Source organism: Collinsella sp. HCP28S3_B9, assembly GCF_052066095.1.
Taxonomy (GTDB): Bacteria; Actinomycetota; Coriobacteriia; order Coriobacteriales; family Coriobacteriaceae; genus Collinsella.
Map to the genome: position 1 here is coordinate 33282 of NZ_JBQHST010000002.1, position 23262 is coordinate 56543.

At 60.4% G+C, this 23262-nt stretch carries 22 protein-coding genes and 1 pseudogene; 11 read left to right on the forward strand and 12 right to left on the reverse strand.

Annotation, left to right across the window (positions count from 1 at the left end; translation table 11 throughout):
- Nucleotides 1–50 precede the first annotated feature (50 nt).
- Complete coding sequence (locus ACTNBB_RS01060; protein WP_427719219.1) at nucleotides 51–674, reverse strand: DUF47 domain-containing protein; 624 nt, start codon at nucleotides 672–674, stop codon at nucleotides 51–53.
- A gap of 66 nt (nucleotides 675–740) precedes the next feature.
- Entirely contained in the window at nucleotides 741–1790 is a 1050-nt protein-coding gene (locus tag ACTNBB_RS01065) for an inorganic phosphate transporter (protein WP_427719222.1), read from the reverse strand.
- Nucleotides 1791–2075: 285 nt separating this feature from the next.
- Here ACTNBB_RS01065 and ACTNBB_RS01070 point away from each other — a divergent pair, with 285 nt between their 5' ends.
- The 4 genes from ACTNBB_RS01070 (at nucleotide 2076) to ACTNBB_RS01085 (ending at nucleotide 4703) form a co-directional block, all read left to right on the forward strand.
- Nucleotides 2076–2378, forward strand: a complete 303-nt coding sequence (locus ACTNBB_RS01070; protein ID WP_195838523.1) for a hypothetical protein — start codon at nucleotides 2076–2078, stop codon at nucleotides 2376–2378.
- Nucleotides 2379–2458: 80 nt separating this feature from the next.
- Nucleotides 2459–3154: a Bax inhibitor-1 family protein gene (locus tag ACTNBB_RS01075; protein WP_441056179.1), complete on the forward strand. Its 696-nt coding sequence runs from the start codon at nucleotides 2459–2461 to the stop codon at nucleotides 3152–3154.
- A gap of 136 nt (nucleotides 3155–3290) precedes the next feature.
- Entirely contained in the window at nucleotides 3291–4406 is a 1116-nt protein-coding gene (locus ACTNBB_RS01080) for a TIGR02452 family protein (protein ID WP_441056178.1), read from the forward strand.
- 78 nt (nucleotides 4407–4484) lie between these two features.
- Nucleotides 4485–4703, forward strand: a complete 219-nt coding sequence (locus ACTNBB_RS01085; RefSeq protein WP_441041699.1) for a hypothetical protein — start codon at nucleotides 4485–4487, stop codon at nucleotides 4701–4703.
- A 74-nt stretch (nucleotides 4704–4777) separates the two neighbouring features.
- Here ACTNBB_RS01085 and thiD read toward each other — a convergent pair whose 3' ends face one another.
- A complete protein-coding gene (thiD, locus tag ACTNBB_RS01090; RefSeq protein WP_441056177.1) occupies nucleotides 4778–5608 on the reverse strand; it encodes a bifunctional hydroxymethylpyrimidine kinase/phosphomethylpyrimidine kinase in 831 nt (276 codons plus the stop codon).
- Between the two features lie 177 nt (nucleotides 5609–5785).
- On the reverse strand, nucleotides 5786–7120 hold the full coding sequence (thiC, locus tag ACTNBB_RS01095) for a phosphomethylpyrimidine synthase ThiC (protein ID WP_441056176.1): 1335 nt from the start codon (nucleotides 7118–7120) through the stop codon (nucleotides 5786–5788).
- Nucleotides 7121–7291: 171 nt separating this feature from the next.
- Between thiC and ACTNBB_RS01100 the strand changes: the two genes are divergently transcribed.
- Nucleotides 7292–7807: a hypothetical protein gene (locus ACTNBB_RS01100; RefSeq protein WP_154515290.1), complete on the forward strand. Its 516-nt coding sequence runs from the start codon at nucleotides 7292–7294 to the stop codon at nucleotides 7805–7807.
- Between the two features lie 40 nt (nucleotides 7808–7847).
- Here the strand turns inward: ACTNBB_RS01100 and ACTNBB_RS01105 are convergent, their stop codons facing one another.
- Nucleotides 7848–8657, reverse strand: a complete 810-nt coding sequence (locus ACTNBB_RS01105; protein WP_427795802.1) for a YaaA family protein — start codon at nucleotides 8655–8657, stop codon at nucleotides 7848–7850.
- A gap of 103 nt (nucleotides 8658–8760) precedes the next feature.
- Nucleotides 8761–10158, reverse strand: coding sequence for an aminopeptidase (locus tag ACTNBB_RS01110; RefSeq protein WP_441031862.1), 1398 nt, complete (start codon nucleotides 10156–10158; stop codon nucleotides 8761–8763).
- A gap of 166 nt (nucleotides 10159–10324) precedes the next feature.
- Between ACTNBB_RS01110 and polA the strand changes: the two genes are divergently transcribed.
- Nucleotides 10325–13075: a DNA polymerase I gene (gene polA, locus ACTNBB_RS01115; protein ID WP_441056175.1), complete on the forward strand. Its 2751-nt coding sequence runs from the start codon at nucleotides 10325–10327 to the stop codon at nucleotides 13073–13075.
- A gap of 277 nt (nucleotides 13076–13352) precedes the next feature.
- On the opposite strand, the gene ACTNBB_RS01120 is transcribed toward polA, so the two are convergent.
- Nucleotides 13353–14180, reverse strand: coding sequence for a Cof-type HAD-IIB family hydrolase (locus ACTNBB_RS01120; RefSeq protein ID WP_441056174.1), 828 nt, complete (start codon nucleotides 14178–14180; stop codon nucleotides 13353–13355).
- A 554-nt stretch (nucleotides 14181–14734) separates the two neighbouring features.
- Here ACTNBB_RS01120 and ACTNBB_RS01125 point away from each other — a divergent pair.
- From ACTNBB_RS01125 to ndk, 4 genes are all read left to right on the forward strand, one after another.
- Nucleotides 14735–15955 carry an argininosuccinate synthase gene (locus ACTNBB_RS01125; protein ID WP_441056173.1) on the forward strand — a complete coding sequence of 407 codons (1221 nt, stop codon included), beginning with the start codon at nucleotides 14735–14737 and terminating at the stop codon, nucleotides 15953–15955.
- A gap of 240 nt (nucleotides 15956–16195) precedes the next feature.
- Nucleotides 16196–16366 (forward strand): hypothetical protein, encoded by a 171-nt coding sequence (locus ACTNBB_RS01130; RefSeq protein ID WP_441056172.1) that lies wholly within the window; start codon nucleotides 16196–16198, stop codon nucleotides 16364–16366.
- Nucleotides 16367–16484: 118 nt separating this feature from the next.
- A complete protein-coding gene (gene argH / locus ACTNBB_RS01135; RefSeq protein ID WP_427747767.1) occupies nucleotides 16485–17915 on the forward strand; it encodes an argininosuccinate lyase in 1431 nt (476 codons plus the stop codon).
- 385 nt (nucleotides 17916–18300) lie between these two features.
- Nucleotides 18301–18705 carry a nucleoside-diphosphate kinase gene (gene ndk, locus ACTNBB_RS01140; protein WP_055251725.1) on the forward strand — a complete coding sequence of 135 codons (405 nt, stop codon included), beginning with the start codon at nucleotides 18301–18303 and terminating at the stop codon, nucleotides 18703–18705.
- A gap of 177 nt (nucleotides 18706–18882) precedes the next feature.
- Here the strand turns inward: ndk and rpiB are convergent, their stop codons facing one another.
- Nucleotides 18883–19350, reverse strand: coding sequence for a ribose 5-phosphate isomerase B (rpiB, locus tag ACTNBB_RS01145; protein ID WP_006234151.1), 468 nt, complete (start codon nucleotides 19348–19350; stop codon nucleotides 18883–18885).
- 267 nt (nucleotides 19351–19617) lie between these two features.
- On the opposite strand from rpiB, the gene ACTNBB_RS01150 reads away from it, so the two are divergent.
- Nucleotides 19618–20940, forward strand: a complete 1323-nt coding sequence (locus ACTNBB_RS01150; protein WP_441056171.1) for an L-cysteine desulfidase family protein — start codon at nucleotides 19618–19620, stop codon at nucleotides 20938–20940.
- 342 nt (nucleotides 20941–21282) lie between these two features.
- Here the strand turns inward: ACTNBB_RS01150 and ACTNBB_RS01155 are convergent.
- From ACTNBB_RS01155 to ACTNBB_RS01170, 4 genes and pseudogenes are all read right to left on the reverse strand, one after another.
- Nucleotides 21283–21453: pseudogene (locus ACTNBB_RS01155) on the reverse strand (helix-turn-helix transcriptional regulator); the annotation flags it as partial.
- A 196-nt stretch (nucleotides 21454–21649) separates the two neighbouring features.
- Nucleotides 21650–22003 carry a hypothetical protein gene (locus ACTNBB_RS01160; protein WP_441056170.1) on the reverse strand — a complete coding sequence of 118 codons (354 nt, stop codon included), beginning with the start codon at nucleotides 22001–22003 and terminating at the stop codon, nucleotides 21650–21652.
- Nucleotides 22004–22103: 100 nt separating this feature from the next.
- Nucleotides 22104–22724, reverse strand: a complete 621-nt coding sequence (locus ACTNBB_RS01165; protein WP_117762863.1) for a helix-turn-helix domain-containing protein — start codon at nucleotides 22722–22724, stop codon at nucleotides 22104–22106.
- Nucleotides 22725–23067: 343 nt separating this feature from the next.
- Nucleotides 23068–23259, reverse strand: a complete 192-nt coding sequence (locus tag ACTNBB_RS01170; RefSeq protein ID WP_117734980.1) for an Arc family DNA binding domain-containing protein — start codon at nucleotides 23257–23259, stop codon at nucleotides 23068–23070.
- Nucleotides 23260–23262 lie beyond the last annotated feature (3 nt).

Here is a 23262-nt window from a genome sequence, read left to right on the forward strand (position 1 = left end):
GAGAAAGCAAACAGGTGCCGGCCCTTCGCCGGTGGGATACGTACCCCCAATTAACTGTTCTTCATGACAATCGAATCCACGACATCGGCCACATTCTCGCAGCAGTCGGCGCAGTACTCCAAGAAGGCGTACACGTCACGCCAGGCGATGACCTCGAGCGGGTCCTTGCCGTTGACGTGCAGGTTACGCATGGCGTTGATGTAGAGTTCGTCGGCCTCGGACTCGATGGTGTTGATCTGGATGACGAGCTCGCGCAGCGTTTTGGACTTGCGGTAGTTGGGCAACTCGACCATCAGGTCCTTCATGGCGCGGCAGGCGTCGGTCACCTTGTGGGCGATCACGATGGCATCGGGGTGGATGCTCTGGATGTTGGTGAAGTAGAGGCGCTGCACGACGCCCTCAATACGGTCGAGCACGGTATCGAGCGAGCAGCTCATGAGGTTAAGGTCCTCGCGCTCAAGCGGGGTGATAAAGGCCGTGAGCAGGGCGTCTTCGAGCTCATGGTGCTTCTTGTCTGCTGCATGCTCAATCGCATGCATCTTCTCGAGCATGTCGTGGATCTGCGCGGGGTCAAAGTTCTCAAAAATCTTGGTGAGCAGCTCGGCTGCCTGAACGGCGAAGTCGGCGCAGGCGACGTAGTTGTCAAAGTAGAACGAATCGGGTTTCTTTGCCATGAGTGGTCCTTTCGGGGCGAAGACGGGTGGGCGAGGTAATGCGGTCCGGATGGACATTCGGTTTGACTAGAGGAACATCATGAACAGCCTGGCCATGACAAAGCTGATGAGTCCACAGGCGGGGAAGGTGAAGAACCACGTGAACATCATGTCCTTGACCACGCCGAAGTTGATGGCCGAGAGGCGCTTGACGGCGCCGACGCCCATGATGGCGCAGGTCTTGATGTGCGTGGAGGACACGGGGATACCGGTGAGCGTGGCAAGCAGCAGGTTTGCGGCTCCTGCCAGGTCGGCAGAGAAGCCCTGATACTTTTCGAGCTTAACCATGCTCTGGCCGACGGACTTGATGATACGCTCACCGCCCACGCTGGTGCCGATGCCCATGGTGGCCGAGCACAGCAGCATGATCCAGATGGGGATGCCGGCGTCGCCGACGCCGGTCTGTCCGTTGGCAAAGGCGACACCTAAAAAGAGCACGCCGATGAACTTTTGTCCATCCTGCGCGCCGTGCATAAAGCTCATGGCCGCGGCGCTCGCGATCTGAGCATATTTAAAGAAGACGTTGGCACGTCGCCTGTTGGCGGCAGCGAAAAGAATCGAGACGAGCTTGCACAGGACCCAGCCCATGACAAAGCCCAGACCGATGGAGAGCGCCAGGCCGTAGATGACCTTCATCCACTCGTGGACATTGACGCTGCTGGCGCCGCCGAGGGCGATGGCAGCGCCGGTCAGGCCGGCGATGAGGCTGTGGCTCTGCGAGGTGGGGATGCCAAAACGCGATGCCGTGGCGCCGTAGACGACGATGGAGAACAGGGCCGCGCAGAGGCACGCGAGCGCCATGGTGCTGTTTCCGCCAAAGTCGACGATATGGGAGATGGTGTTGGCAACGCTGGCATTAAAGTGCGTCATGATGAGCACGCCCAAAAAGTTGAACGCGGCACTCATGAGAATGGCGGCGCGGGCGGGCATGCAACGCGTGGTGACACAGGTCGCGATGGCGTTGGGCGCGTCGGTCCATCCGTTGACGAAGATGGCGCCGAGCGCGAGGAACACGGTGACGGCAAGGACTGGGTTCGAAACAAGTTGGCCGAGGAAGGCTGAGAACGTTACGTCCATATATGGGCTTTCTCGAAGTTTGCAGAAACGTTACAAAAACATGATAAATCGTATCACCTCCTGCGGGTTTCTTTACCGAGTTCTGACGGGAGAAGTGAATTTTTTGGCACTAAAATTGAATATTAGCCCTGTTGACCGCGGGTGTTCTTTTTGCTAACACGCCGTGAGGACACGTGCGCTCGCTCCGACACCCCAAAACCACAGTCTGTTCGCTTTACAATATGCAAACATGCGTTCGATAATAGGGGCATGGAATATCGACAGACAGATGGCAAAACTCGGCGCGTGCACAAGCAGTATGTGGACGTCGTGGCCCGCATCCTCGCGGGCGGACAAGTTGTGCCGGTTACCGTCTGCTGGGTCGACGGTCGCTGCTTTACGATTGACGAGATTGTCTCGTCTACCGGTTTTGGCCTGACGGTTCACGGCATTCGTACGGCAACCTATAAGGTTCGTTTTGGCGGACATACGACCGAGCTGTATCTGGAAGACCAGGCGCGTGAGCGACCGGATGGCTCGCAGGCTCATCTGATGCGGTGGTGGGTGTGGGCGTTCGACCGCACACTCGAGAGTGAGCGCCGCGGGTAAGAGCGCGCGCCATTCGGGTACAATGGCAGGAATCTTGTCACCTACGGCGCTGTCGCGGCGCTTTTTGAAAGGACGAAATTATGAACGATATCCAGGGCTATCAGAACGGCCCCATCGAGACCGGCGCAAGCCGTGCCAAGGAGATGTCGCCGCGCGCGTACAACCTTGCCATGTCTGCCCTGATCTTTTTGGGTTTTTGCGCTATGGGCGCTGGCGCCTACTTTACGGGCACCATGTCGTTTGCGCGCATGATGATGAGTGGCGCCGCCCTGCCGCTGGTCTTTGGCTCGTTTATCCTGACCATTGTCGGCATCGTCATGATGTCGGCCGCCGCCAGCAAACAGTCCGTGGGCCTGTCGCTCGCGGGTTACGCAATCTTTGCGAGCACCTTTGGTCTGACCGCGTCGTTTGGCCTTGCCAACTACGACCTGCCCACCATCAACACCGCCTTTATCGCCACTGCCGCCATCACCTTTGTCTTTGGCGCACTGGGCGTGACCTTCCCCAAATTCTTCCAGCATGTGTATGGCATTGGTTTTGGCATTCTGCTTGCCACGATTCTGGTCGAGATCGTGCTGATGTTCATGGGCGTCTCGCAGACCATCACCGACCTGATCGTGATTGTGGTGTTCGCCGGCTTTATTGGCTACGACACCTATGTGGCCACGACGGTGCCGCCCACGCTGCCCAACGCCGTGCTCATGGCGTCCAACCTGTTCGTGGACATTATCAACGTGTTCCTGCGCATCCTGAACATCCTTGGTCGTCGCGATTAGTGCCAGATTGCAGCGGTGCTTGCCGCGCGCAAATCGATGCGAAAGGCGGTCCTTCGGGGCCGCCTTTTTTGTACGCGGCGGGGTATCATGGATGGGAAAAGCCGATAGCGGCAGCGACCGAGAAAGGTGACCACTTATGGCAGACGTCGACAACAGGAACCGTAACCGTAGGCCCAACCGCGCGGGACAGCCCAATCCCAAGCGCGAGGCCCGTGCCAAGGCCGCCGAGCGTCACGTGGCGACTGTGTCCGAAGCGTGCGCAAAGGATATCGAGCGCTCGCTTGCCGGCGTGCGCGAGTTCGAGGGTATGCCTGCCGGATTTGTCGCGGCGATGAAGGCTAAGGCCCAGGTGGCTGCTGCCGAAGAGCAGGCTGCCGATGAGTCTGAGGCCGCCGAGGTTGCGCCTGCCGAGACCGAGGTTGTGGCCGAGCCTGTGCCCGCAGAGGAAGCCACGGAGACCGAGCCCGCGCCTGCTGCCGAGGAGCCCGCTCCGGTCCTGCCCGAGGTCACCGTGCTCGACGCCTCTGCCACGCAGGCCATTCTGGATAACGGCCGAGGCTACGCGCAGTTCTGCGACATGGCCGTGCTCGCCTTTGCCTCGTTCACCAACCCGGGCGGTGGCTACATCCAGGGCTATCTGGGTCAGGAGGCCACGCTCTGTGCCGATTCGTATCTGTACAATGTGCTCGATAAACAGCGCAAATGGTACGGCGAGAACCGTCGCCGCAACATCAACTGTGAGCTGTACCGCAACCGTGCGCTGGTGGTGCCTGCGGTGCGCTTCGACCGCAACCACGTGCATGCGTACGCCGACGTGATCGTTGCCGCTGCGCCCAACGCCAAGCGCGCTCGCCAGGAGTATCGCGTGGGTGACGATGCCCTGCTGGACGCCCTGCGCGATCGCATCCGCTTTGTGCTGGCCATCTGCGACGAGCTTGGTCGCGAGAAGCTCGTGCTGGGCGCCTGGGGCTGTGACAACAACGGCTTTGACGCCGAGGCCGTGGCCGAGCTCTTCCGCAAGGAGCTCGCATCGGGCGACTTTAAGGTCAAGCAGGTCTTCTTTGCCGTGCCCTCTACGCGCTGGGACGAGGATTTTGCCAAGTTCGAGCACGTGCTGGCAAGCTTCCCCGAGCGCAACGAGGAGTCCTATGCCCAGGTTGCCGCCCGTGCCGCGGCCGCCCGTGCCGCCGAGCAGGCTCATGCCGCTGCCGAGGACGACGAGGATGATGACGACTGGCGCAAGTATCTGTAATCGGTGCGCGCTGACAGATAGGTCGAGCCGGCGGGAGGGGCTGCTCCCGTCGGCTTTTTACTGAAGGAGGGGCTTGCGATGAAAAACGTCCTGTGCTTTGGTGACAGCAATACCTATGGCTACGATCCGGCGGGCATGCGCGATGGCACCGCGGTGCGCTATGCGCACGATGTGCGCTGGTGCGGCGTGGCCCAGCGCGACCTGGGCGATATCGATTATCTGCACATGATGCCCGAAAGCCACGAGAGCCTGGGCCACGCCGTGGCAGCCAAGCTCCAAGAGATGCTCGGTCAGTAGCGCGACCCCAAACCACCACAAAGGGACAGGCGCCTTTGTGGTGGTTTGTGCGGTGGTTTTGGCTGCTGGCTTTTTTAGTACTGCCACATGTGGTTGACGGGGCCGGAGCCTTTGCCCATGTTCAGGCCGGCGGCGAGAGCGCCGGTTAGGTAGGCCTTGCCGGCGTTGACGGCATCGGCAAGATCCATGCCCTGGGCCAGCGCGCAGGCGATGGCGGACGAAAGCGTACAGCCGGTACCATGCGTGTTGTCGGTCTCGATGCGCTTGTGGCGGAACCACGTGGTGAGCGGATCGCCCAGGTGGTTGCCCTCGTCATCGAGCGGCGCGGGCTCTGCTAGCACATCGTTGGCCTCGTTGACAAAATGCCCGCCCTTAACGAGGGACGCGCAGCCAAAGCGGCGGGTGAGGAGCATGGCAGCGTTTTGCTGCGTGCGCTCGGAATCGACCTCGTAGTCGAGCAGCGCCATGGCCTCGGGAATATTGGGCGTGATGACGGTCGCCAGCGGGAACAGGCGGCGTGTAAGCGCTTCGGTGGCGTCCTCGGCGATGAGACGAGCGCCCGAAGTGGCGACCATGACGGGGTCGACGACGATATTTTGTGCGTCCCAGGCGCTCAGGCGGTCGGCTATGACTTCGATAATCTCGGCAGAAGAAACCATGCCGATCTTGACGGCACTGGGGCGGATATCGTCAAAAACGGCATCGATTTGCGCCGCGACAATATCCGGGGAGATGTTCTGCACGGCGGTGACGCCTAGGGTGTTCTGTGCGGTGATGGCCGTGATGACCGTCTCGGCATACAGGCGGTGCGCCGTGATGGTCTTGATGTCGGCCTGAATGCCGGCACCGCCGCTGGAATCGGATCCTGCGATGGACAGGACGGCAGGTACCTTACTACGATCCATGTTCGCTCCCTTGTTCGGTCGGATTCAAATGGGTCTCCTGCCCGCATTATAAAGTTGCCCGGGCCGGCTGTATGCCGATCCCGGGCGGGTGGCGCAATCTTTACGTAAATGTAAGAAAATGTTCACACGTCAACAATTGACGAACGCCTTGTGGCCGATTATGGATCCGGTGACGAGTTAGTCCTCCATGCCGAGGTCGATCGTCGTGCCTTCGAACACCTTGTTGACGGTGCGGACGGCGCACATCTTGCCGCACATGGTGCAGGTGCCCTCGGTGGCAGCAGGGGATTCCTCGTAGCGCTTCTTGCCGGTGACCGGGTCGAGCGCGCACTTCCACATGGCGTCCCAGTCGAGCTTACGGCGTGCCTGGCCCATCTTGTCGTCCATGTCGCGGGCGTGGGGCACCTTTTTGGCGATGTCGGCGGCGTGTGCGGCAATCTTGGTGGCCATGAGGCCGTCGAGCACATCCTGGGCGTTAGGCAGGCATAGGTGCTCTGCCGGTGTCACGTAGCACAAAAAGTCGGCACCCGAGCTCGCGGAGATGGCGCCACCGATGGCTGCGGTGATGTGGTCGTAGCCCACGCCGATATCGGTCACCAGCGGCCCGAGCACGTAGAACGGGGCGTTGTGGCACAGGCGCTTCTGCAGTTTCATGTTGGCGGCGATCTCGCCGAGCGCCATGTGACCCGGGCCCTCGACCATGACCTGGACGCCGGCGGCCCAAGCGCGCTTGCACAGCTTGCCCAGCTCGATCATCTCGGCGGTCTCGGTGGCGTCGTTGGAGTCGTAGAGGCAGCCCGGGCGGCAGGAGTCGCCGAGCGAAATCGTCACGTCGTACTCGTGGCAGATCTCGAGCAGCTCGTCAAAGTACTCGTAGAAGGGGTTCTCGTTGCCGGTGACCTCCATCCAGCCAAACAGCAGTGAGCCGCCGCGGCTGACGATGTTCATGAGACGGCCGGTCTCCTTAAAGGTTTTGGTGACCGACTTGTTGATGCCGCAGTGGATGGTCATAAAGTCCACGCCGTCCTCGGCGTGCGCGCGCACGACCTCGAACAGGTCGTCCTTGGTAAGCTTGACAAGCGGCTTTTCCATGTAGCCGATGGCGTCGTACATGGGGACGGTGCCTACCATGAGCGGCGTCTCGTCGATGAGCTGCTGGCGGAATTGGCGCGTCTTGCCCGAGTTGGAGAGGTCCATGATGGCGTCGGCGCCAAAGTCCTCGGCGATCTTGACCTTCTTCCATTCCTCGGCGGCATCGGCCTTGTCGCCCGAGATGCCCAGGTTGACGTTGACCTTGGTAGACAGGCCCTCGCCGACACCAAAGGCGCGCATGCCCTTTTTGATATGCACGATGTTGGCGGGAATGGCGATGCGGCCGTCGGCCACGCGCTCGCGGATGTACTCGGGGTCGCGATGCTCGCGCTCGGCAACCTCCTTCATCTGCGGTGTGATTTGTCCGGCGCGGGCGAAATCGATTTGCGTGACGAGCTTGGGCTCGGTCTGTGTGCTCATTGGCACGGCTCCCTTCGTTGGCATTACCCATATCAGGTTTGCGGGTCAGGGCGGGCGCGCCCAGTCTCAGCCTGCCGTCTTGTCCTGCAAGCTCCCCGTTTATGTGGCGGGCTCAAGTATAGCTCGAATGGGTACGATTGACGCGACGAGCATGCCCGCGGGGAGGCGAACATGGAAGACAAGCATCTGTATCGAGAGACGCAGTGGGATGTGTCGGCCGAGGAGAGCCGCGCCCATCATGGGCTGGTCGCAATTGGTTTCGCGATTCTTGTCGTGATGGTGATTGCCTGTTGTATCTGGACATTTGGCGGGCGTGGGGGAGTTTCCTGGACGTTTGAGGCGGACGATAGCCTGCCGATTATGACGGCGAAGGTCGCGGGTGGCAATACCGTTGCCGCGCCGGGCGACTATTGGTATCCGCGCGACAAGTTTGTGCAACTGCAGCTGAGCGGTGGTTCCATTCCTGGTGAAGAGATCGAGCGTGTGACCTTCGATGCGTCGCTTAGGACGTTGTCGGTCGAGCTCAAAGATCAGGGGGATGTACCCACGACCATGGATATAGCCCTGACGGAATGGCGCCTGGAGCCTCCGTCGGGTGTTGAGGCGTCCGAGGTGGAGCACGTTAAGGTTACCTACCAAGATGGCTCGACGAGCGAGATTGCAAAAGCCGACGGCCTGGCGGAATAGACGCCGTGCCTAGGCAGCACATTCAAGAGTAGCGGTAGTCCTACAAGGCCTGTTCGTTCAGGAAGACCAAAGTGTTTTTATTTGAAAGCTCGGGAAAGTAACGATAACCAACGTCGAACGCGGTGAGCCCGCTTACATCCTCGAACTTGTTTTCTGCCATCCAGCGCACCATGGAGCCGCGCGCTTTTTTGCTGGCGGTCGAGCGTTGGATGGGCTTGCCGTTGCGGATGCCTTCGCCAAAGAGACATGTGACGACCGTGGCGTCGGTGGTGAGGCGGGTCAGAACGGCTTTGGCGTATTCCGCGCTGGCGAGGTTGACGATCGTGGCGTTGGAGCCTGCCGGAGCGATGACCCGTGCGAGCTTGTCGCCCCAAAACGCGTAGAGGTCTCGGGCGTCGTCGACGGCAAGCTTCGCGCCCATCTCCAGCCGATACGGTTCAACGGCATGAAAGGGGCGTACGCATCCGTAAAGGCCCGAGAGGATCCACAGATGGTCTTGCAGCCATGCGAGCTGTGCGGAATCCATCACCTCGGGCGCCATGCTTTGGTATTGAATGCCGTGATAGGACATGACGGCAGGGGAGAGGTGACGGGCGAGTGCGGGATTGTCGAGATCGCCGCTTTGCAAGATGGGCTCGAACTCATGCAGGGTGTTGAGGCAGGGCCCCAGCAGTTTGTCACTCACGTTCCACAGCGCCTGCAGGCTGCCGCTGCCTTCATTCCGCTCGATATCTAGCAGTGCGCGGTGGAGGCGAGCCGTCTCGCGCACAAAAGGTGGAATGCCCAGGACTTCAAAAGCATCTTGGGCCGCGCGCATCTGCTTGGCGGGCGAAATGATGACCTGCAGCATGGACTCTCCTCTGTCAAAAAGGAAGTTGCGGTGTAATACGGTCTGTTTTGGCCGTTTATGGGCCAGTTTAGTCCGTATCTCACCGCAACTGATGAAGGGTTGATTAGGCGCGCTCGATGAAGGCCTTGTAGCCGCGATAGGCCTCGTAGATATCGGCCTTGTTGGCGACCTCCCACAGGGCGTGCATGGACAGGACGGCAACGCCGGAGTCGATGACGTTCATGCCGTACTTGGCCATGATGTAGGCGATGGTGCCGCCGCCGCCCGCGTTGACGCGACCGAGCTCGCAGGTCTGGAAGTCCACGCCGGCCTCGTCCATAATGTCGCGGATGAGGGCCATATACTCGGCGTCGGCGTCGTTGGAGCCGCCCTTGCCGCGGCTGCCCGTGTACTTGTTAAAGCACAGGCCGCGACCCATAAAGGCTGCATTCTTGGTCTCGAACTTGCCGGCGTAGCCTGGGTCGAAGCCGGCGGATACGTCAGAGGAGAGCATGCGGCTGCGGGCGAGTGCGCGGCGCAGGGCCAGCGGGCTGCCCTCGCCGGCGAGCGTCATGATCTCGGCGACGGTGTTCTCGAAGAAGCGGCTTGTCATGCCGGTGGCTCCCACGGAGCCAATCTCCTCCTTGTCGACGATGAGCGTGATGCTCGTGCGCTCCACGTTGGCCACATTGATCTGGGCGAGCATGGAGGGGTAGGCGCAGACGCGGTCGTCGTGGCCATAGCCCAAAATCATGGAGCGGTCGAGGCCCATGTCGCGGGCGGGGCCGGCGGGCACGACCTCGATTTCGGCGGAGAGGAAGTCCTCCTCCTCGACGTCGTACTGCTCCTTGAGGATATCCAGGAACATCTGCTTGACGGGCTCCTTGGGAGCGTCCTTGTCGTCCTCGTCAAATTTTACGGGACGGCCGCCCACGATCACGTCGAGGATCTCGGCGTCGACGGCGTCCTTGGCGGGCTTGGACATCTGCTCGCTCGAGAGGTGGATCAGCAGGTCGGAGATGGTAAAGACCGGATCGTCGGCCTTGTCGCCGATGTTGATGTCGACGGTGGTGCCGTCCTTTTTGCAGATGACGCCCACGAGTGCGAGCGGGGAGGCCACCCAGTGGTAGCTCTTGACACCACCGTAGTAGTGCGTGTCGAGGTAGGCCATGTCGCCGGCCTCGAACGCGGGATTCTGCTTGAGGTCCAGGCGCGGCGAGTCCACGTGGGCGCCCAGGATGTTAAAGCCCTGCTCGAGCGGGGCGGTGCCCAGGTTGACGAGCATAAGATCCTTGCCGTGGTTGGCGGCGTACACCTTGTCGCCTGCCTTGAGCTCGCGGCCTTCGGCGATCACGGTCTCCAGGTCGACGTATCCCGCCTCCTCGGCCATCTTGATGCCGGTCTTGACGCACAGGCGCTCGGTCTTGTTCTCGCTCAAAAACTGCTTATAGCCGCGGCAAAGCTCCTCGAGCTCCTCGATTTGCTGTGGCGTGTACTTTTTCCATGCGCAGGGACGCTCCATGACGCAGGCTCCTTTCGGATCGATCGTGCTGGTTGTTGTACCGTGAGCCATCGTATCACTCGGGAACGCGCGGTGGCGGGGGAGCTTGATGTGCGGTGGCCGCGGGGCGGGGAGCGTGTAAACTGGAGTGAGCAAGCCGTGCCCAGTCCAAAGCGAGGTATTCAATATGTCTGACAAGCGCCGCACCTTTGCCGTTATCGACGGCAACTCGCTCATGCACCGCGCCTTCCACGCCGTGCCGCCGACCATGAACGCGCCGGACGGTCGCCCTACCAACGCGATCTTTGGCTTTCTGAACATGTTTCTTAAGATGATCGATGCCTTTAGCCCCGACGGTGTGGTCGTGGCGTTTGACAAGGGCAAGCCGCGCGTGCGCATGGAGATGCTGCCGCAGTATAAGGCGCAGCGCCCGCCCATGGACCCCGATCTGCATGCGCAGTTTCCCATGATTAAGGAGCTGCTCACGGCGCTCAACGTGCCAATTCTGCAGTCCGAGGGCTGGGAAGGCGACGATATCCTGGGAACCATGGCGCGCCTGGGTGAGGAGGCCGGCTGCGACATGCTGCTGGTGACCGGCGACCGTGACATGTATCAGCTTGTGACCGAGCACGTCAACGTGGTCTCGACTCGCAAGGGCCTGTCCGACGTGGCGATCATGACGCCCGAGAGCGTGGACGACCTGTATCACGGCATTACGCCGGCGCTCGTGCCCGATTTTTACGGTCTGAAGGGCGATACGTCGGACAACATTCCCGGCGTACCGGGCATCGGCCCCAAAAAGGCGAGCGCGCTCATCGCGCAGTACGGCAGCTTGGACGAGGTCATTGCGCATGCTGACGAGGTCAAGGGCAAGATGGGCGAGAACCTGCGTGCACACATCGACGATGCGCTGCTGAGCCGCAAGGTTGCGACCATCCGCACCGATGCACCTGTCGAGCTCGACTTTGACGCGACGTCCTTCCCATCGTTTTCTGCCGATGAGGTGTCCGCGGCGCTGGGCGCCCTTGGCATTACGGCCATGCAGAACCGGTTCCTGGCGCTGATTGGCGGCGAGGGCGGGGTCGTGCCCGCTGCCAGCGCGTTCGAGATACCCGCGGTTTCGCGTGCCGCCGCCGGCGATGCTGAGGCACTTGCTGCTGTGGCGGCCGAGATCTCTCGCGCGATTGATGCGGGCGAGTGGGTCGCCGCCGTGGTGGACGATGACAAGGAGGAGGGTGCGCTCTTTGGCCTGACGCGTACGCTGTGGCTGGCGACGCCCAAGGGGCTCTTTGCGCTCGAGGAAGCCGATGACGGCACGCCTGCCGCTGTCGAGGGCTTCAATTCTGCCCACGGCGTTATCGCTGGCGTGCTCGCGCGCCTGTTTATGGAGGGCCGCGTGGCGAGCCCGGACATGAAGGCGTTGCTGCATGAGCTTTCGCCCATCGATTCTTCTGAGCCCGAGCTCATGGACCCGCTGGCAGTCGATTCCGTGCGCATCTTTGATACCGTGGTTGCCGCGTACCTGTTGGATTCCGACCGTTCCGAGTTTGACGAGGCATATCTGGCCGATACCTATCTGCAGATGGCGCTGCCTGCGGCGCGCGGTGCGGATGGTGCTGGCGAGGACGCTCCTGCTCCTGCTGCCCGTACCGTGGCGTTGACGCTGGCACTCGTGGCGCCGCTTCGCGACCGCATGGCCCGCGAGAACGCCGCCAACGTGTTCGATGGCATTGAGATGCCGCTCGTGCCGGTGCTTGCCAAGATGGAGCGCGCGGGCATGCTCGTAGATCCCGACCGGCTGCGCAGCCTGTCCGAGGGCCTGGCGACTCAGATTGCCGAGGTCGAGCGCAGCATTCGCGACCTGGCAGGTGATGAGACGTTTAACATCGGCAGTCCCATGCAGCTCTCGCACGTGCTCTTTGACGTTATGGGGCTTCCGACCAAGGGCCTCAAAAAGACCAAGCGCGGGTACTATTCGACCAACGCCAAGGTGCTGAGCGACCTTGCCCGTGACCACGAAATCGTGCGCCTGATTTTGGACTGGCGTGAGAAGTCCAAGATTAAGTCGACCTATCTGGACACGCTAGGTCCGCTGCGCCGTGGTGACGGTCGCGTGCACACCACGTACAACCAGACCATCACGGCAACGGGTCGCCTGTCCTCGAGCGACCCGAACCTGCAGAACATCCCGACGCGCTCTGAGCTGGGCCGTACCGTTAAGACGGCGTTTTCGGCAGGCGAGGGCAGTGTCTTTTTGGCGGTGGACTACTCGCAGATCGAGCTGCGTCTGCTCGCGCATCTCTCGGGTGACGAGCACCTGGTGCGCGCCTTTAACGAGGGCGAGGACTTCCATGCCGAGACGGCCGCGCGCGTGTTTGGCGTTTCCGTGTCCGAGGTAACGCCCGACCTGCGCAGTCGCGCCAAGGCCGTGAACTTTGGCATTGTGTATGGTCAGCAGGCGTACGGTCTGTCGCAGTCGCTACATATCTCGATGGCCGAGGCGCGCGGCATGATCGATCGCTACTACGAGGCCTACCCGGGCGTGCGCACGTTCCTCGACAACGTGGTGGCGCGCGCCAAGCAGACGGGCTATGCCGAGACCATGTATGGTCGTCGTCGCCATATTCCAGAGCTCAAGGCCAAAAACCCGCAACTCCGTGGCTTTGGCGAGCGCACGGCCATGAACCACCCCATGCAGGGCACCGCCGCCGACATCATCAAGATCGCCATGGCCCGCGTAAGCCGCCGCCTGGAAGAAGAGGGCTTTGCCGCCCACATGATCTTGCAGGTGCACGACGAACTGGACTTTGAGTGCCCCGTCGACGAAGTCGAGCGCCTGACCGCCATGGTCCAAGACGTCATGGAGCACGTAGTAGACCTCCGCGTACCCCTCATCGCCGAAGCCAGCACCGGCATAACCTGGGCCGACGCGAAATAGGAAAGCGCCCACAATTCCAAAGTAACCAAAAACAGAAGGACGCCCCTCATCAACAAGGAGCGTCCTTCGTTCAATTAAATTCAGCCAAAGTATCTAGGCGCCAAGATGCCATCCAGGCGGCAAGTAAGTCACCCAAGGACCTGGCCGGGCGAGGCGGGTAAGTTTTTCGTAGATTCCGCACGAGCCGGAAAGCACTTAATGTGCTTTCCGAGCGAGCCCAGGACCTGACCGAGCGAAAAACTTACCCGCCTCGCCCGGCCAGGTCCGACGAGCTACGTTACCGAGCCGCCAAGATGGCGTCGATGAGCGTCAGTACGCCCCCGTCGTTGTTGCTCGGAATGCGCCACTTGGCGTGCGCATTCATATGCTCTTCGGCATTGTCCACGATAAAGCTATGCCCGACGCGCTCGAGCATAGGTATATCGTTGTAGGTGTCGCCCACGGCGGCGGCATCGGCGATATCGATGCCCAAGTGCTCGCACAGATGCGCGACGCCGGCGCCCTTGTCGACGCCCAGGTTCATAAAGTCGATCCACTCGCGACCCGCATTGGTGACGTAGAGCTTGTCCGAGAACGCGGGGTTATAGGTCTCGCGGAACGCAGGCTCGGCATCGTAGGCGGGGAAGAAGATCGAAATCTTGTTGGACTCGAAATCAATGCCCTCAAAGCTGTCGACGTAGTTGATTGTGTTGTAGTAGACGCTGATCTCGTCGTGGTATTGATGGTCGCGGGCAAGCACGTAGAACTCGTCGAAGCAGCACAGGACGGGAACGGCGCGAGAATCCTCCGAGGCACGAGCGAGCACCTGTTGATACAGCGCCACATCGATATTGCTCTTATAGATATAGTTGCCGCGATAGATGACGCAGGCTCCGTTGTCGGGACAAAAGGCGAGGCGGTTCTTGATGCCCTCGAACATCTCCTCGAGCTTGGGGGCGGGACGTCCGCTGGCGGGGCAGAATACGATGCCGGCTTCGGCGAGCTTGTCCAGGCGTTCGTCAAGGCCTTGCGGCAGCACGCGCTCGTCGGTCAGCAGCGTCTTGTCCATGTCGACGGCGATGAGCTTAATGTTTCCGATATTGGCGTCCGATTCGTAAGTTTGCATAAAAGCGAGCCTTTCGTTTCGAAATTGTTTCAGACGTTATAACCATCAACTCGTAATCAGGCGTATTTTCGCAGGAACGGAGCGTATTTGCACTGCATTTCACAAACTAATGAAATAACTTTTCAGAAATTTGAATTTGTCGCTTGTGCAGCGGGCACTTTAGCGTAATATAGCGACCATCGAAAACGGAGACGGCAAAAGAGCCGCTTACCGAGGAAAAGGTACCGTTTGCGATATTAGAATTGCGCCCGGCGATGTGTGAAAGGAGAGGCAGATGCAGTTCGTAAAGATCATCACCACTGCAGACAATGCCATCCGACGCCAGCGCGCAATTTCCCGACGACGATAACAATCGTCTCTGTCCGCATGGGGCGAATTGCCTCAACAGAGTCATTTTAAGGTCGTTGGGTTTTAGCACGACATTGCTGCATGTTTCTAGGGCATGTATGTGCTGATTTTTGCTATTTAACCTGATATTGCACGGTACGTGACCTTGAAATGACTTGCAACTGACCGATGTTCTAACTAGCTACCAAGGGCGAAAGGAAACAGCCATGAGCAAGGAAAAAGTCGTTCTCGCATATTCCGGTGGACTTGATACATCCGTATGTGTCAAGTGGCTCCAGGACGAGAAGAATCTCGATGTCGTTTGCGTCTGCGGCAACGTGGGCCAGGAGGAGACCGGCCTGGATGCCAAGAAACAGAAAGCGCTCGACCTGGGCGTTCTTGATTGCCAGGTGCTCGACCTGCGCGATGAGTTCTCCGATGAGTTCCTGACCAAGGCCATCGCCGCAAATTCCATGTACGAGAACAAGTACCCGCTGCTTTCCGCTCTGTCTCGCCCGCTGCTCGCCAAGAAGCTTGTCGAGGTCGCCCACGAGTTTGGCGCGACCTACGTCGCCCACGGCTGCACCGGCAAGGGTAACGACCAGGTTCGTTTTGAGGCTGCCGTCAAGGCCCTCGACCCCGAGCTTAAGGTTATCGCCCCGGTTCGCGAGTGGGATCTGAAGTGCCGTCCCGACGAGGTCGCCTATGCTCACGCCCACAACGTGCCGGTTCCCGAGGGTGCCAACGACAACCCCTATTCCATCGACGACAACCTGTGGGGTCGTGCCATTGAGTGCGGCCACCTGGAGGATCCCTGGAACGAGCCGCTCGACGACGCCTGGGTTATGACCAAGAATCCCGAGGACACGCCCGACACCCCGACCTACACCGAGATTGAGTTTGAGGCCGGCAAGCCCGTCGCCGTCGACGGCAAGAAGATGAAGCTCTCCGAGATCGTCATCGCCCTCAACAAGATTTCGGGCGATAACGGCTTTGGTCGTCTCGACCTGGTCGAGGATCGCCTGGTGGGCCTCAAGAGCCGCGAGTGCTATGAGGTTCCCGGCGCCCTGACGCTTATCACCGCCCACAAGGCGCTCGAGGATATTTGCGTCGAGGGCGATCTGCTCAAGACCAAGATTAAGCTCGAGCAGGATTGGGCCACCGCCGTGTACAACGGCCAGTGGTACAGCCCGCTCAAAAACGCACTCGACGCCTTTATGGCCGATACCCAGAAGTTCGTGACCGGCACCGTCCGCCTGAAGTTCTTTAAGGGCAACTGCCATGTTGTCGGCCGCAAGAGCCCCTTCAGCCTCTATGACTACGGTCTGGCCACCTACGACCGCGACACCACGTTTGACGAGAAGGCCAGCGCCGGCTTTATCGAGATCGACACGCTGTCGCTCAAGACGTGGGCCAAGGTCCAGGGTCCCAGCTCTGCTGCCGCCTAGGCTTAAGTCTTTCTCCCTTGGTATCCGCGCGGCCCATCCGCGTGATACATAACGGGCGCATGGGGTCCCTACCTTTCGTTATGCTTGCTGACACTTCTTAACATCGGTGGCCCCTACATTCCGCCCGCATATATGATGCCGCGCCTGCGGCTGAGTCCGAGCCCCGCCGGGGTTGTCCGGCGGGGCTCCTTCTATCAATTTGACGGCTCTGCGCCTATATATATCTGAGGAGTATCCATTATGTTCAATGCTATCGCGCATGCTTTACTTGCCCTCGCGCCCGAGTTCGATGCTGCAAAGGTCGAGGATGTCCCTATGAGCCTGAAGACATGGATTGACGGCTCGGCGAGCAACGGCTGGCGGGAGTCGATGGGCGCCAAGTGCCTGGTGCGTCACTTCTTTGCAAATTAGCCACATGGTCTCGCGCTCGGTGGGGAATGTGCAAAACTAGCGGTTGATAAATCGCTTTAGCGACATGGCGCTTTGCTTTGGGCGCTTGTTTTGGTATTTGGAGAAAGGGGACGGTTCCATGGCTCTTTGGGGCGGTCGTTTTGAGACAGGCGTGGCCGAGGTCACGCAGGAGTTTGGCGCGTCGCTGCCGGTCGACAAACATCTCTATAAGCAGGATATCGCTGGCTCTAAGGCACATGCCAAGATGCTGGCGGCCCAGGGCATTATCAGTGCAAAGGACGAGCAGGCGATTGCCGAGGGTCTGACCGCAATCGAACAGGATATCGATGCCGGCAACTTCACCTTCGATATCAACGACGAGGACATTCATATGTCCATCGAGAGCGAGCTGACCCGTCGCATCGGCGAGGCGGGCAAGCGCCTGCATACCGGGCGTTCGCGCAACGACCAGGTGGCGACCGATACACGCCTGGGCGTCAAGGCGCTGGCCAAGGAGCTCATGGAGGCCAATCTTGAGCTGCGCCACGTGCTGGTGGATGCGGCCAAACAGTACGACAAGGTGATTCTGCCGGGTTACACGCACATGCAGCATGCTCAGCCCGTGCTGCTGTCGCATCATCTGCTGGCGTATTCTTGGATGTTCGCGCGCGACTTTACACGCCTGAAGGCCGCCTTTGATGCTGCCGACAACTGCCCGCTGGGCGCTGCCGCGCTTGCCGGTACGAGCTATCCGCTCGATCGTCAGATGACGGCCGCCGAACTTGGCTTTGCGGGCGTGATTCCCAACTCGCTCGATGCGGTTTCCGACCGTGATTTCCTCCTCGATCTGCATTACGCCGGCTCCGTCATGGCGATGCACCTGTCGCGTCTTTCCGAGGAGATCGTGCTGTGGTCGAGCTCCGAATTTGGCTTTATCACGCTTTCCGACTCGTATTCCACTGGCTCGTCCATCATGCCGCAGAAGAAGAACCCCGATTTTGCCGAGCTTATCCGCGGCAAGAGCGGCCGAGTCTATGGCAACCTGGTGCAGCTGCTCGTGACCATGAAGGGCCTGCCGCTCGCCTATAACAAGGACTTGCAGGAGGACAAGGAGGGCGCGCTCGATACCGCCCATACGCTCATGCAGTGCCTGTCCGTTATGGCCGGTATGATCTCGACCTGGACCGTCAACGAGGATGCCATGGCGCGCGAGTGCGGCGTGGGGCACCTTGCCGCCACCGACGTTGCCGACTACCTGGCCAAGCGTGGCCTGCCGTTCCGCGAGGCCCACGCCGTGGTGGGCCATTTGGTCCTGATGTGCGAGAAGCGCGGCTGCAATCTTGAGGACCTGCCGTTTGAGGTGTTCCAAGAGGCAAGCCCGCTCTTTGAGCACGACATTACCGAGGCGCTCGACATCCCGTCGATTGTCGCTGCACGCACGACCGAGGGCGGTACCGCCCCTGCCGCCGTTGCCGTGCAGCTGCAGCGTGCCCAGGCACAACTCGTTGCCGACGAAGGTGTGCTTGGATCGCTGACCAAGGTCGTCGAGATGGGCCATGGGGCAAAGTAAGGGTTTAGTTGAAGCGGCTTTGGCCATTTATTGATAAATCGTTTTTGCCTTTACGGGCGTCTGCTGCAGTGGACGCCCGTATTTTGTTGCAATGGGAAAGGGGCTTGTCGATAACTTCTGTAGGACCTTTGGGCAGGTTGTGAAGGGGCTACGTTCACGGGCGGCAACCGACCGTCCGCTCGGTTCGGTGCGGTTGATGCGCGGTCGGATGGTACTCTAATCGGGCTTCGAAACAGAAGTGACACATATGGAACGTTTTAATAAATTGTAGTGTTTCAATAAACAGTTTTTTGTTTAACTGCAGCTAAAACTCTGTTACGATGCAGTCCAGGCGGGTGCCGGAATGGGACTTGGGCACGCGCGAACCTACTTGAAAGGCTACCTTATGGCTATCGAGAAGACCTTCATTATGATTAAGCCCGACGCTGTGCGCGATCGCAAGATCGGCGAGATCGTTGCTCGCATTGAGCGCAGCGGCCTTGTCATCGAGCGCATGGAGATGACCACGCTCGAGCGCGCTACCGTCGAGGAGCACTACGCTCATCTGGCCGACAAGCCTTTCTTTGGCGGTCTCTGCGACTTTATGACGAGCGGTCCGGTCGTCAAGATGGTCGTTTCCGGTCTTTCTGCTGTCTCCAAGATGCGCACCCTTATGGGCGCTACCAACCCGCTTGACGCTGCCCCCGGCACCATTCGCGGCGACTTCGCTGTCGATGTCAACGCCAACGTGATCCACGGCTCCGACTGCCTGGAGAACGCCGAGATCGAGATCAAGCGCTTCTTTGGCTAAACCAGCTTTGACTCCTCAAAGCTGTTAGCGTGTGGCTTTGGCGCCGCGGAATTCCATCCGCGGCGCCCTTTTTATTCCAGTAGATTTCTAGGTATATCCCAAAAATCTACTAAACAGCCCCCGTCCGGATGTTTCTTCCGGGCGGGGGCTGGCGTTAGCGTATGGCTTTGTAGGTCTTTAAGCCTCGTCGACGACCTTGAGGCCGCGCGTGTGGTCGATCTCGTTGAGGAGGTTAACGCGACGCTCGTGACGGCCGCCCTCGAACTCGGCATCGAGCCACTCGTCGACAATCATCTTGGCGAGCTCGGAGCCCACGACGCGGGCGCCAAAGGCGAGCACGTTGGTGTTGTTGTGCATGCGGGAGAGCTTGGCGCTGAAGGGCTCGGAGCATACGACGGCGCGAACACCTTCGACCTTGTTGGCGGCCAGGCTGATGCCGACGCCGGTACCGCAGATTAGGATACCCAGGTCGACGTCACCGTTGGCCACGGCCTTACCCACCTTGTAGCCGGCGATGGGGTAATCAAAGCTCTCGGAGGTGTCGGTGCCAAAGTTCACGACCTCGCAGCCGCGCTCCTTCAGGTGCTCGGAAATGATGTTCTTGAGCTCGACGGCGGCGTGGTCGTTGCCGATACCGATCTTCATGAGTGGTTCCTCTCTGGTCCGTGCGGCGGAATTGCTAAAGGTTTTACCGCGTTCGACTGCATGATAGCGCGTCTTTTGCCTAAACACTCGGGCGTTTTTTGGTCAAACGCTTTAGCGGACGCGAACATTAGCCCATCACGAAAAATGCCGCCAATTTGCTTCTGGCGGCCGTCTGCCGGAACTCGACTTGCGGTTTTTGGTGCCTTGTTATCAAATGGAGAAGTTGATACTTGCGAGAGCAACCCGTTATACATGTAGGAGATACCTATGCCTACCGATTCCATCCGTGATACCGCGTTTTGTGATGTTTTGAACCGCGAGCTTGTCTGTGCGCTCGGCTGCACCGAGCCCATTGCCGTTGCCTATGCGGCGGCGCTGGCGAGCCAGACGCTCGGTTGCGAACCCGAACATATGGTTGTTGCCTGCTCGGGCAACATCATCAAGAATGTAAAGAGCGTGACCGTGCCCAACTCGGGCGGTATGCACGGTATCGAGGCTGCGGCCGTGCTGGGTGCCGTGGGCGGTGACGCCAAGAGCGCGCTCGAGGTGCTCGAGAGTGTTGACGATGCAGACCGCGCTCGCGTGACCGAGCTGCTCGCCGACGCTGACTACTGCGACGTGTCGCTTGTCGAGGGTGTGCCTAACCTCTATATCAAGGTAACTGCCACTGCCGGGGGCCATACCGCGGTCGTCGAGATCACCGACCACCACACCAATGTTACGTGCCATACGCTCGACGGTATTCCGGTGTGTGGCAAGTCGGCGGGGGAGTGTGACGCCTGCGCCGAGCGCGTCGTGGCCGAGCGTGCCGCCGATAAGGCCGACACGCCCATGTCGATCGAATCCATCATCGACTTTATCGAGGACGGCGACATCGAGGGTGCTCGCGCCGCCGTTGAACGTCAGATTGAGCTGAACGGCGCAATAAGCGCCGAGGGCCTGGCGCACGCTTGGGGCGCTGAGGTAGGCCGTACGCTGCTGGGCGCTCGTGCCGACGACGTCGCCTGCCGTGCCCGTGCCCGTGCGGCCGCCGGGTCCGATGCCCGCATGAACGGCTGTGCGCTGCCGGTCGCCATTGTGTGCGGCTCGGGCAACCAGGGTATTACCTGTGCGTTGCCCGTTATGGAATATGCCGACTACCTGCGCTGCGACCACGAGCGCCTGGTGCGCGCCGTGATGCTGTCTGATCTTATTGCCGTGCATATCAAGAGCTATATTGGTGCGCTCTCGGCGTTTTGCGGTGCTATTTGCGCTGCGTGTGGTGCCGGCGCGGCGATTACCTGGTTGTGCGGTGGCACGCGCGAGCAGATCGGCGCGACGGTCTCCAATACGCTCGGTAACGTGGGCGGCATCGTGTGCGATGGCGCCAAGGCAAGCTGCGCCGCTAAGATTTCCGCTGCCGTTGATGCGGCGATTCTGGGCCACGATATGGCCATGCAGGGCCGCGGCTTCCGTGCCGGCGAGGGCCTGATTCAGGATACGGTGGAAGAGACGATCGCCAGCATGGGCTATGTGGGCCGCGTTGGCATGAAGGATACCGACGTCGAGATCCTCAACATCATGATCGGCAAGACCATCGTCGACTGCTAGGGGCTCTGGGGCACTGCATCTTGTTGTTGAAACTATCGCGCTTGTGGCTGTAAAGCACCTGTCTGCATTGCGGACAGCGAGGATCTCGCGGTAGGTCACCAGGTCGTTCTCGCGCTTGATGCGCTCGAGGACGGTTGCGACAACAAGCGCCGCTATCGCCGGCAGGAACGCCGCAGCCGCGGCGAAGCCGGCGCCCCAGGTGCCCTCCATCCAGTTAAACGCCGGCGACAGTATCAGTGCGAACGCCACCGCCAGCCGCAGCATCCGCGTTCCCATGCGCTTGCGATCTCTTTCGACTGCCTCTTCCATAACGGTTACGTCTCCCTTCACGAGCGTGTCTATGGAGGTGTCGAATAGGATGCTCAGCATGAGCAGGCTCTGGACGTCCGGATACGTCTTGTCCCGCTCCCAGTTCGAGATCGTCTGACGCGACACGTAGAGTTTCTCGGCGAGCTGTTCTTGGGAGAGCCCCATCGCCTCGCGCCGCGTCTTGATCTGGTTGCTGATGTCCATCGTCACCTCCCGGTCGTGAAGGAGCGTCCCGCGAACACGTAGGGTGCGCTATCGAATCTGTTGTACATCATATGCGGCAAGGCTTGCCGGGCGCTGCAAAAACTGTTTTGCACGGGGTTTACCTGCATGATTGTTGCTGCGATGCGTGCCATCGCCGCGGGGAGATTTGGCTTGTGGAGGCTTGCGGGGCGATGGCTTAGCGATGCTGTCGAGCAATCGTCCAAGTGTACAGGCCCATGGCGGCGTAGCCGATTGCGGTATAGGCAACCCCATGGAACGCAAGGTCCTGGCTGCCCTCGACCTTGAGGGGAAACAGGACCGCGGGTCCGATTCCGAGCGCCGCGGGTACCCAGAAGAGCGTCCTCGCGGAGTTCGCGGCGAGCAGGCCGAGGGTGATTGCAGTTGCGGGGAGCACGGGGTAGATCAGCTCCATCATGGCGATCATGCCGGCATCGGGTGGGACGACCCTCACCAGGAGGACGGGGATTGCCCAGCAGGCGCCAACGATTGCGATCAATGCGATGAGGGACGCGCGTACGGTGACGTTCATGGGGCACCTCCTAACGGGAATCGCCCCCATTCTGGCATACATCTTCAGAATGGGGGCTAAGGGGGATACCATTTCGGGGAACGGGTGCGTACCCGCGCTTTTAACTCAGCATCTTGGCGAGCATGCCGATGCCGACGCCCACCAGTCCGCCGGCGATGGCGCCGATGATGATCTGCACCGCGTTGCGCGTGCCCTTGACCCAAGGGTTCATCTCGCGCTCACGGCGCCCCTCGAGCGTGTCGCGATCGACCTGCTCGCCGCGGCTAAACGCCAACACCTCGCGGTACGTGACGAGGTCGTGCTGCTTCTTCATGCGTTCCATATACACGAACGCCACGAGCATCACGACGAGCGCCACGGCGGCAAACGCCGCGGTGGGCGCGATGTGCATGCCCCAGCCCCATTCGAACTGGAACGCCGCCCACGCGCTCAGCACCAAAAACACGACCGCACTCACGACCGTGATTGTGGATAGGGCGTTGTACTTCTTGACCGCTTCGTTCATTACCTGTGCCATGGTTTCCACATCTCCTTTGATGAGGGAGTCCACGGTCACCCCGAACACGTTGGAAAGCAGCAGCAGGCTCTGGACATCCGGATACGTACGGCCGCACTCCCAGTTGCTGATGGTCTGGCGCGACACGTAGATGCGCTCCGCCAGATCGTCTTGGGACAGTCCGAGCTCCGTGCGATGCTCCTTGATGTGCGAGCCCAGCTCCATGCGTTTGCTCCCTAGAGGGTCGGGGTGACCCCTGTCGAGAGCCACCATGTCATTGACGCGAGCATCGTACCATCAAAGGTCTTTATATTTGACCCCCACGGGGCAAAATCGAGCTGTCAAAAGGCTTTATATACGACATCTAGCTGGGAAAAGAACGGTCCCCAAAGGCGGATGCCTCCGGGGACCGGTTGGTGCGTATAGAGGGGGCGAGCTTGCTTTGGGTTGGTGTTGGCCCCGCCGTTCGGCTCGACTTTGGAGCGGCGGGGCTCAGCTCTGCCTCGACCGCGGCGCGGGGCGCGGCTTTGTCCCGACGTCGGCAGCGGCCGAGCCCTGTCTTCCCGGCTTAGCCCTCTTCGCCTTTGGGCGTGCCCTTGAACGAGGGCTCTTTCTTCGGCAGCCTTCCCGCGCGTTTGAGGGCGTCTCGCAAGATCCATTCCACCTGACCGTTGGCGCTGCGCATCTCATCGTCCGCCCAGCGTTGGACGGCCTCCCAGATAGCGGGGTCTATACGGAGTGGATACTGCTTGCGTGCCATGAC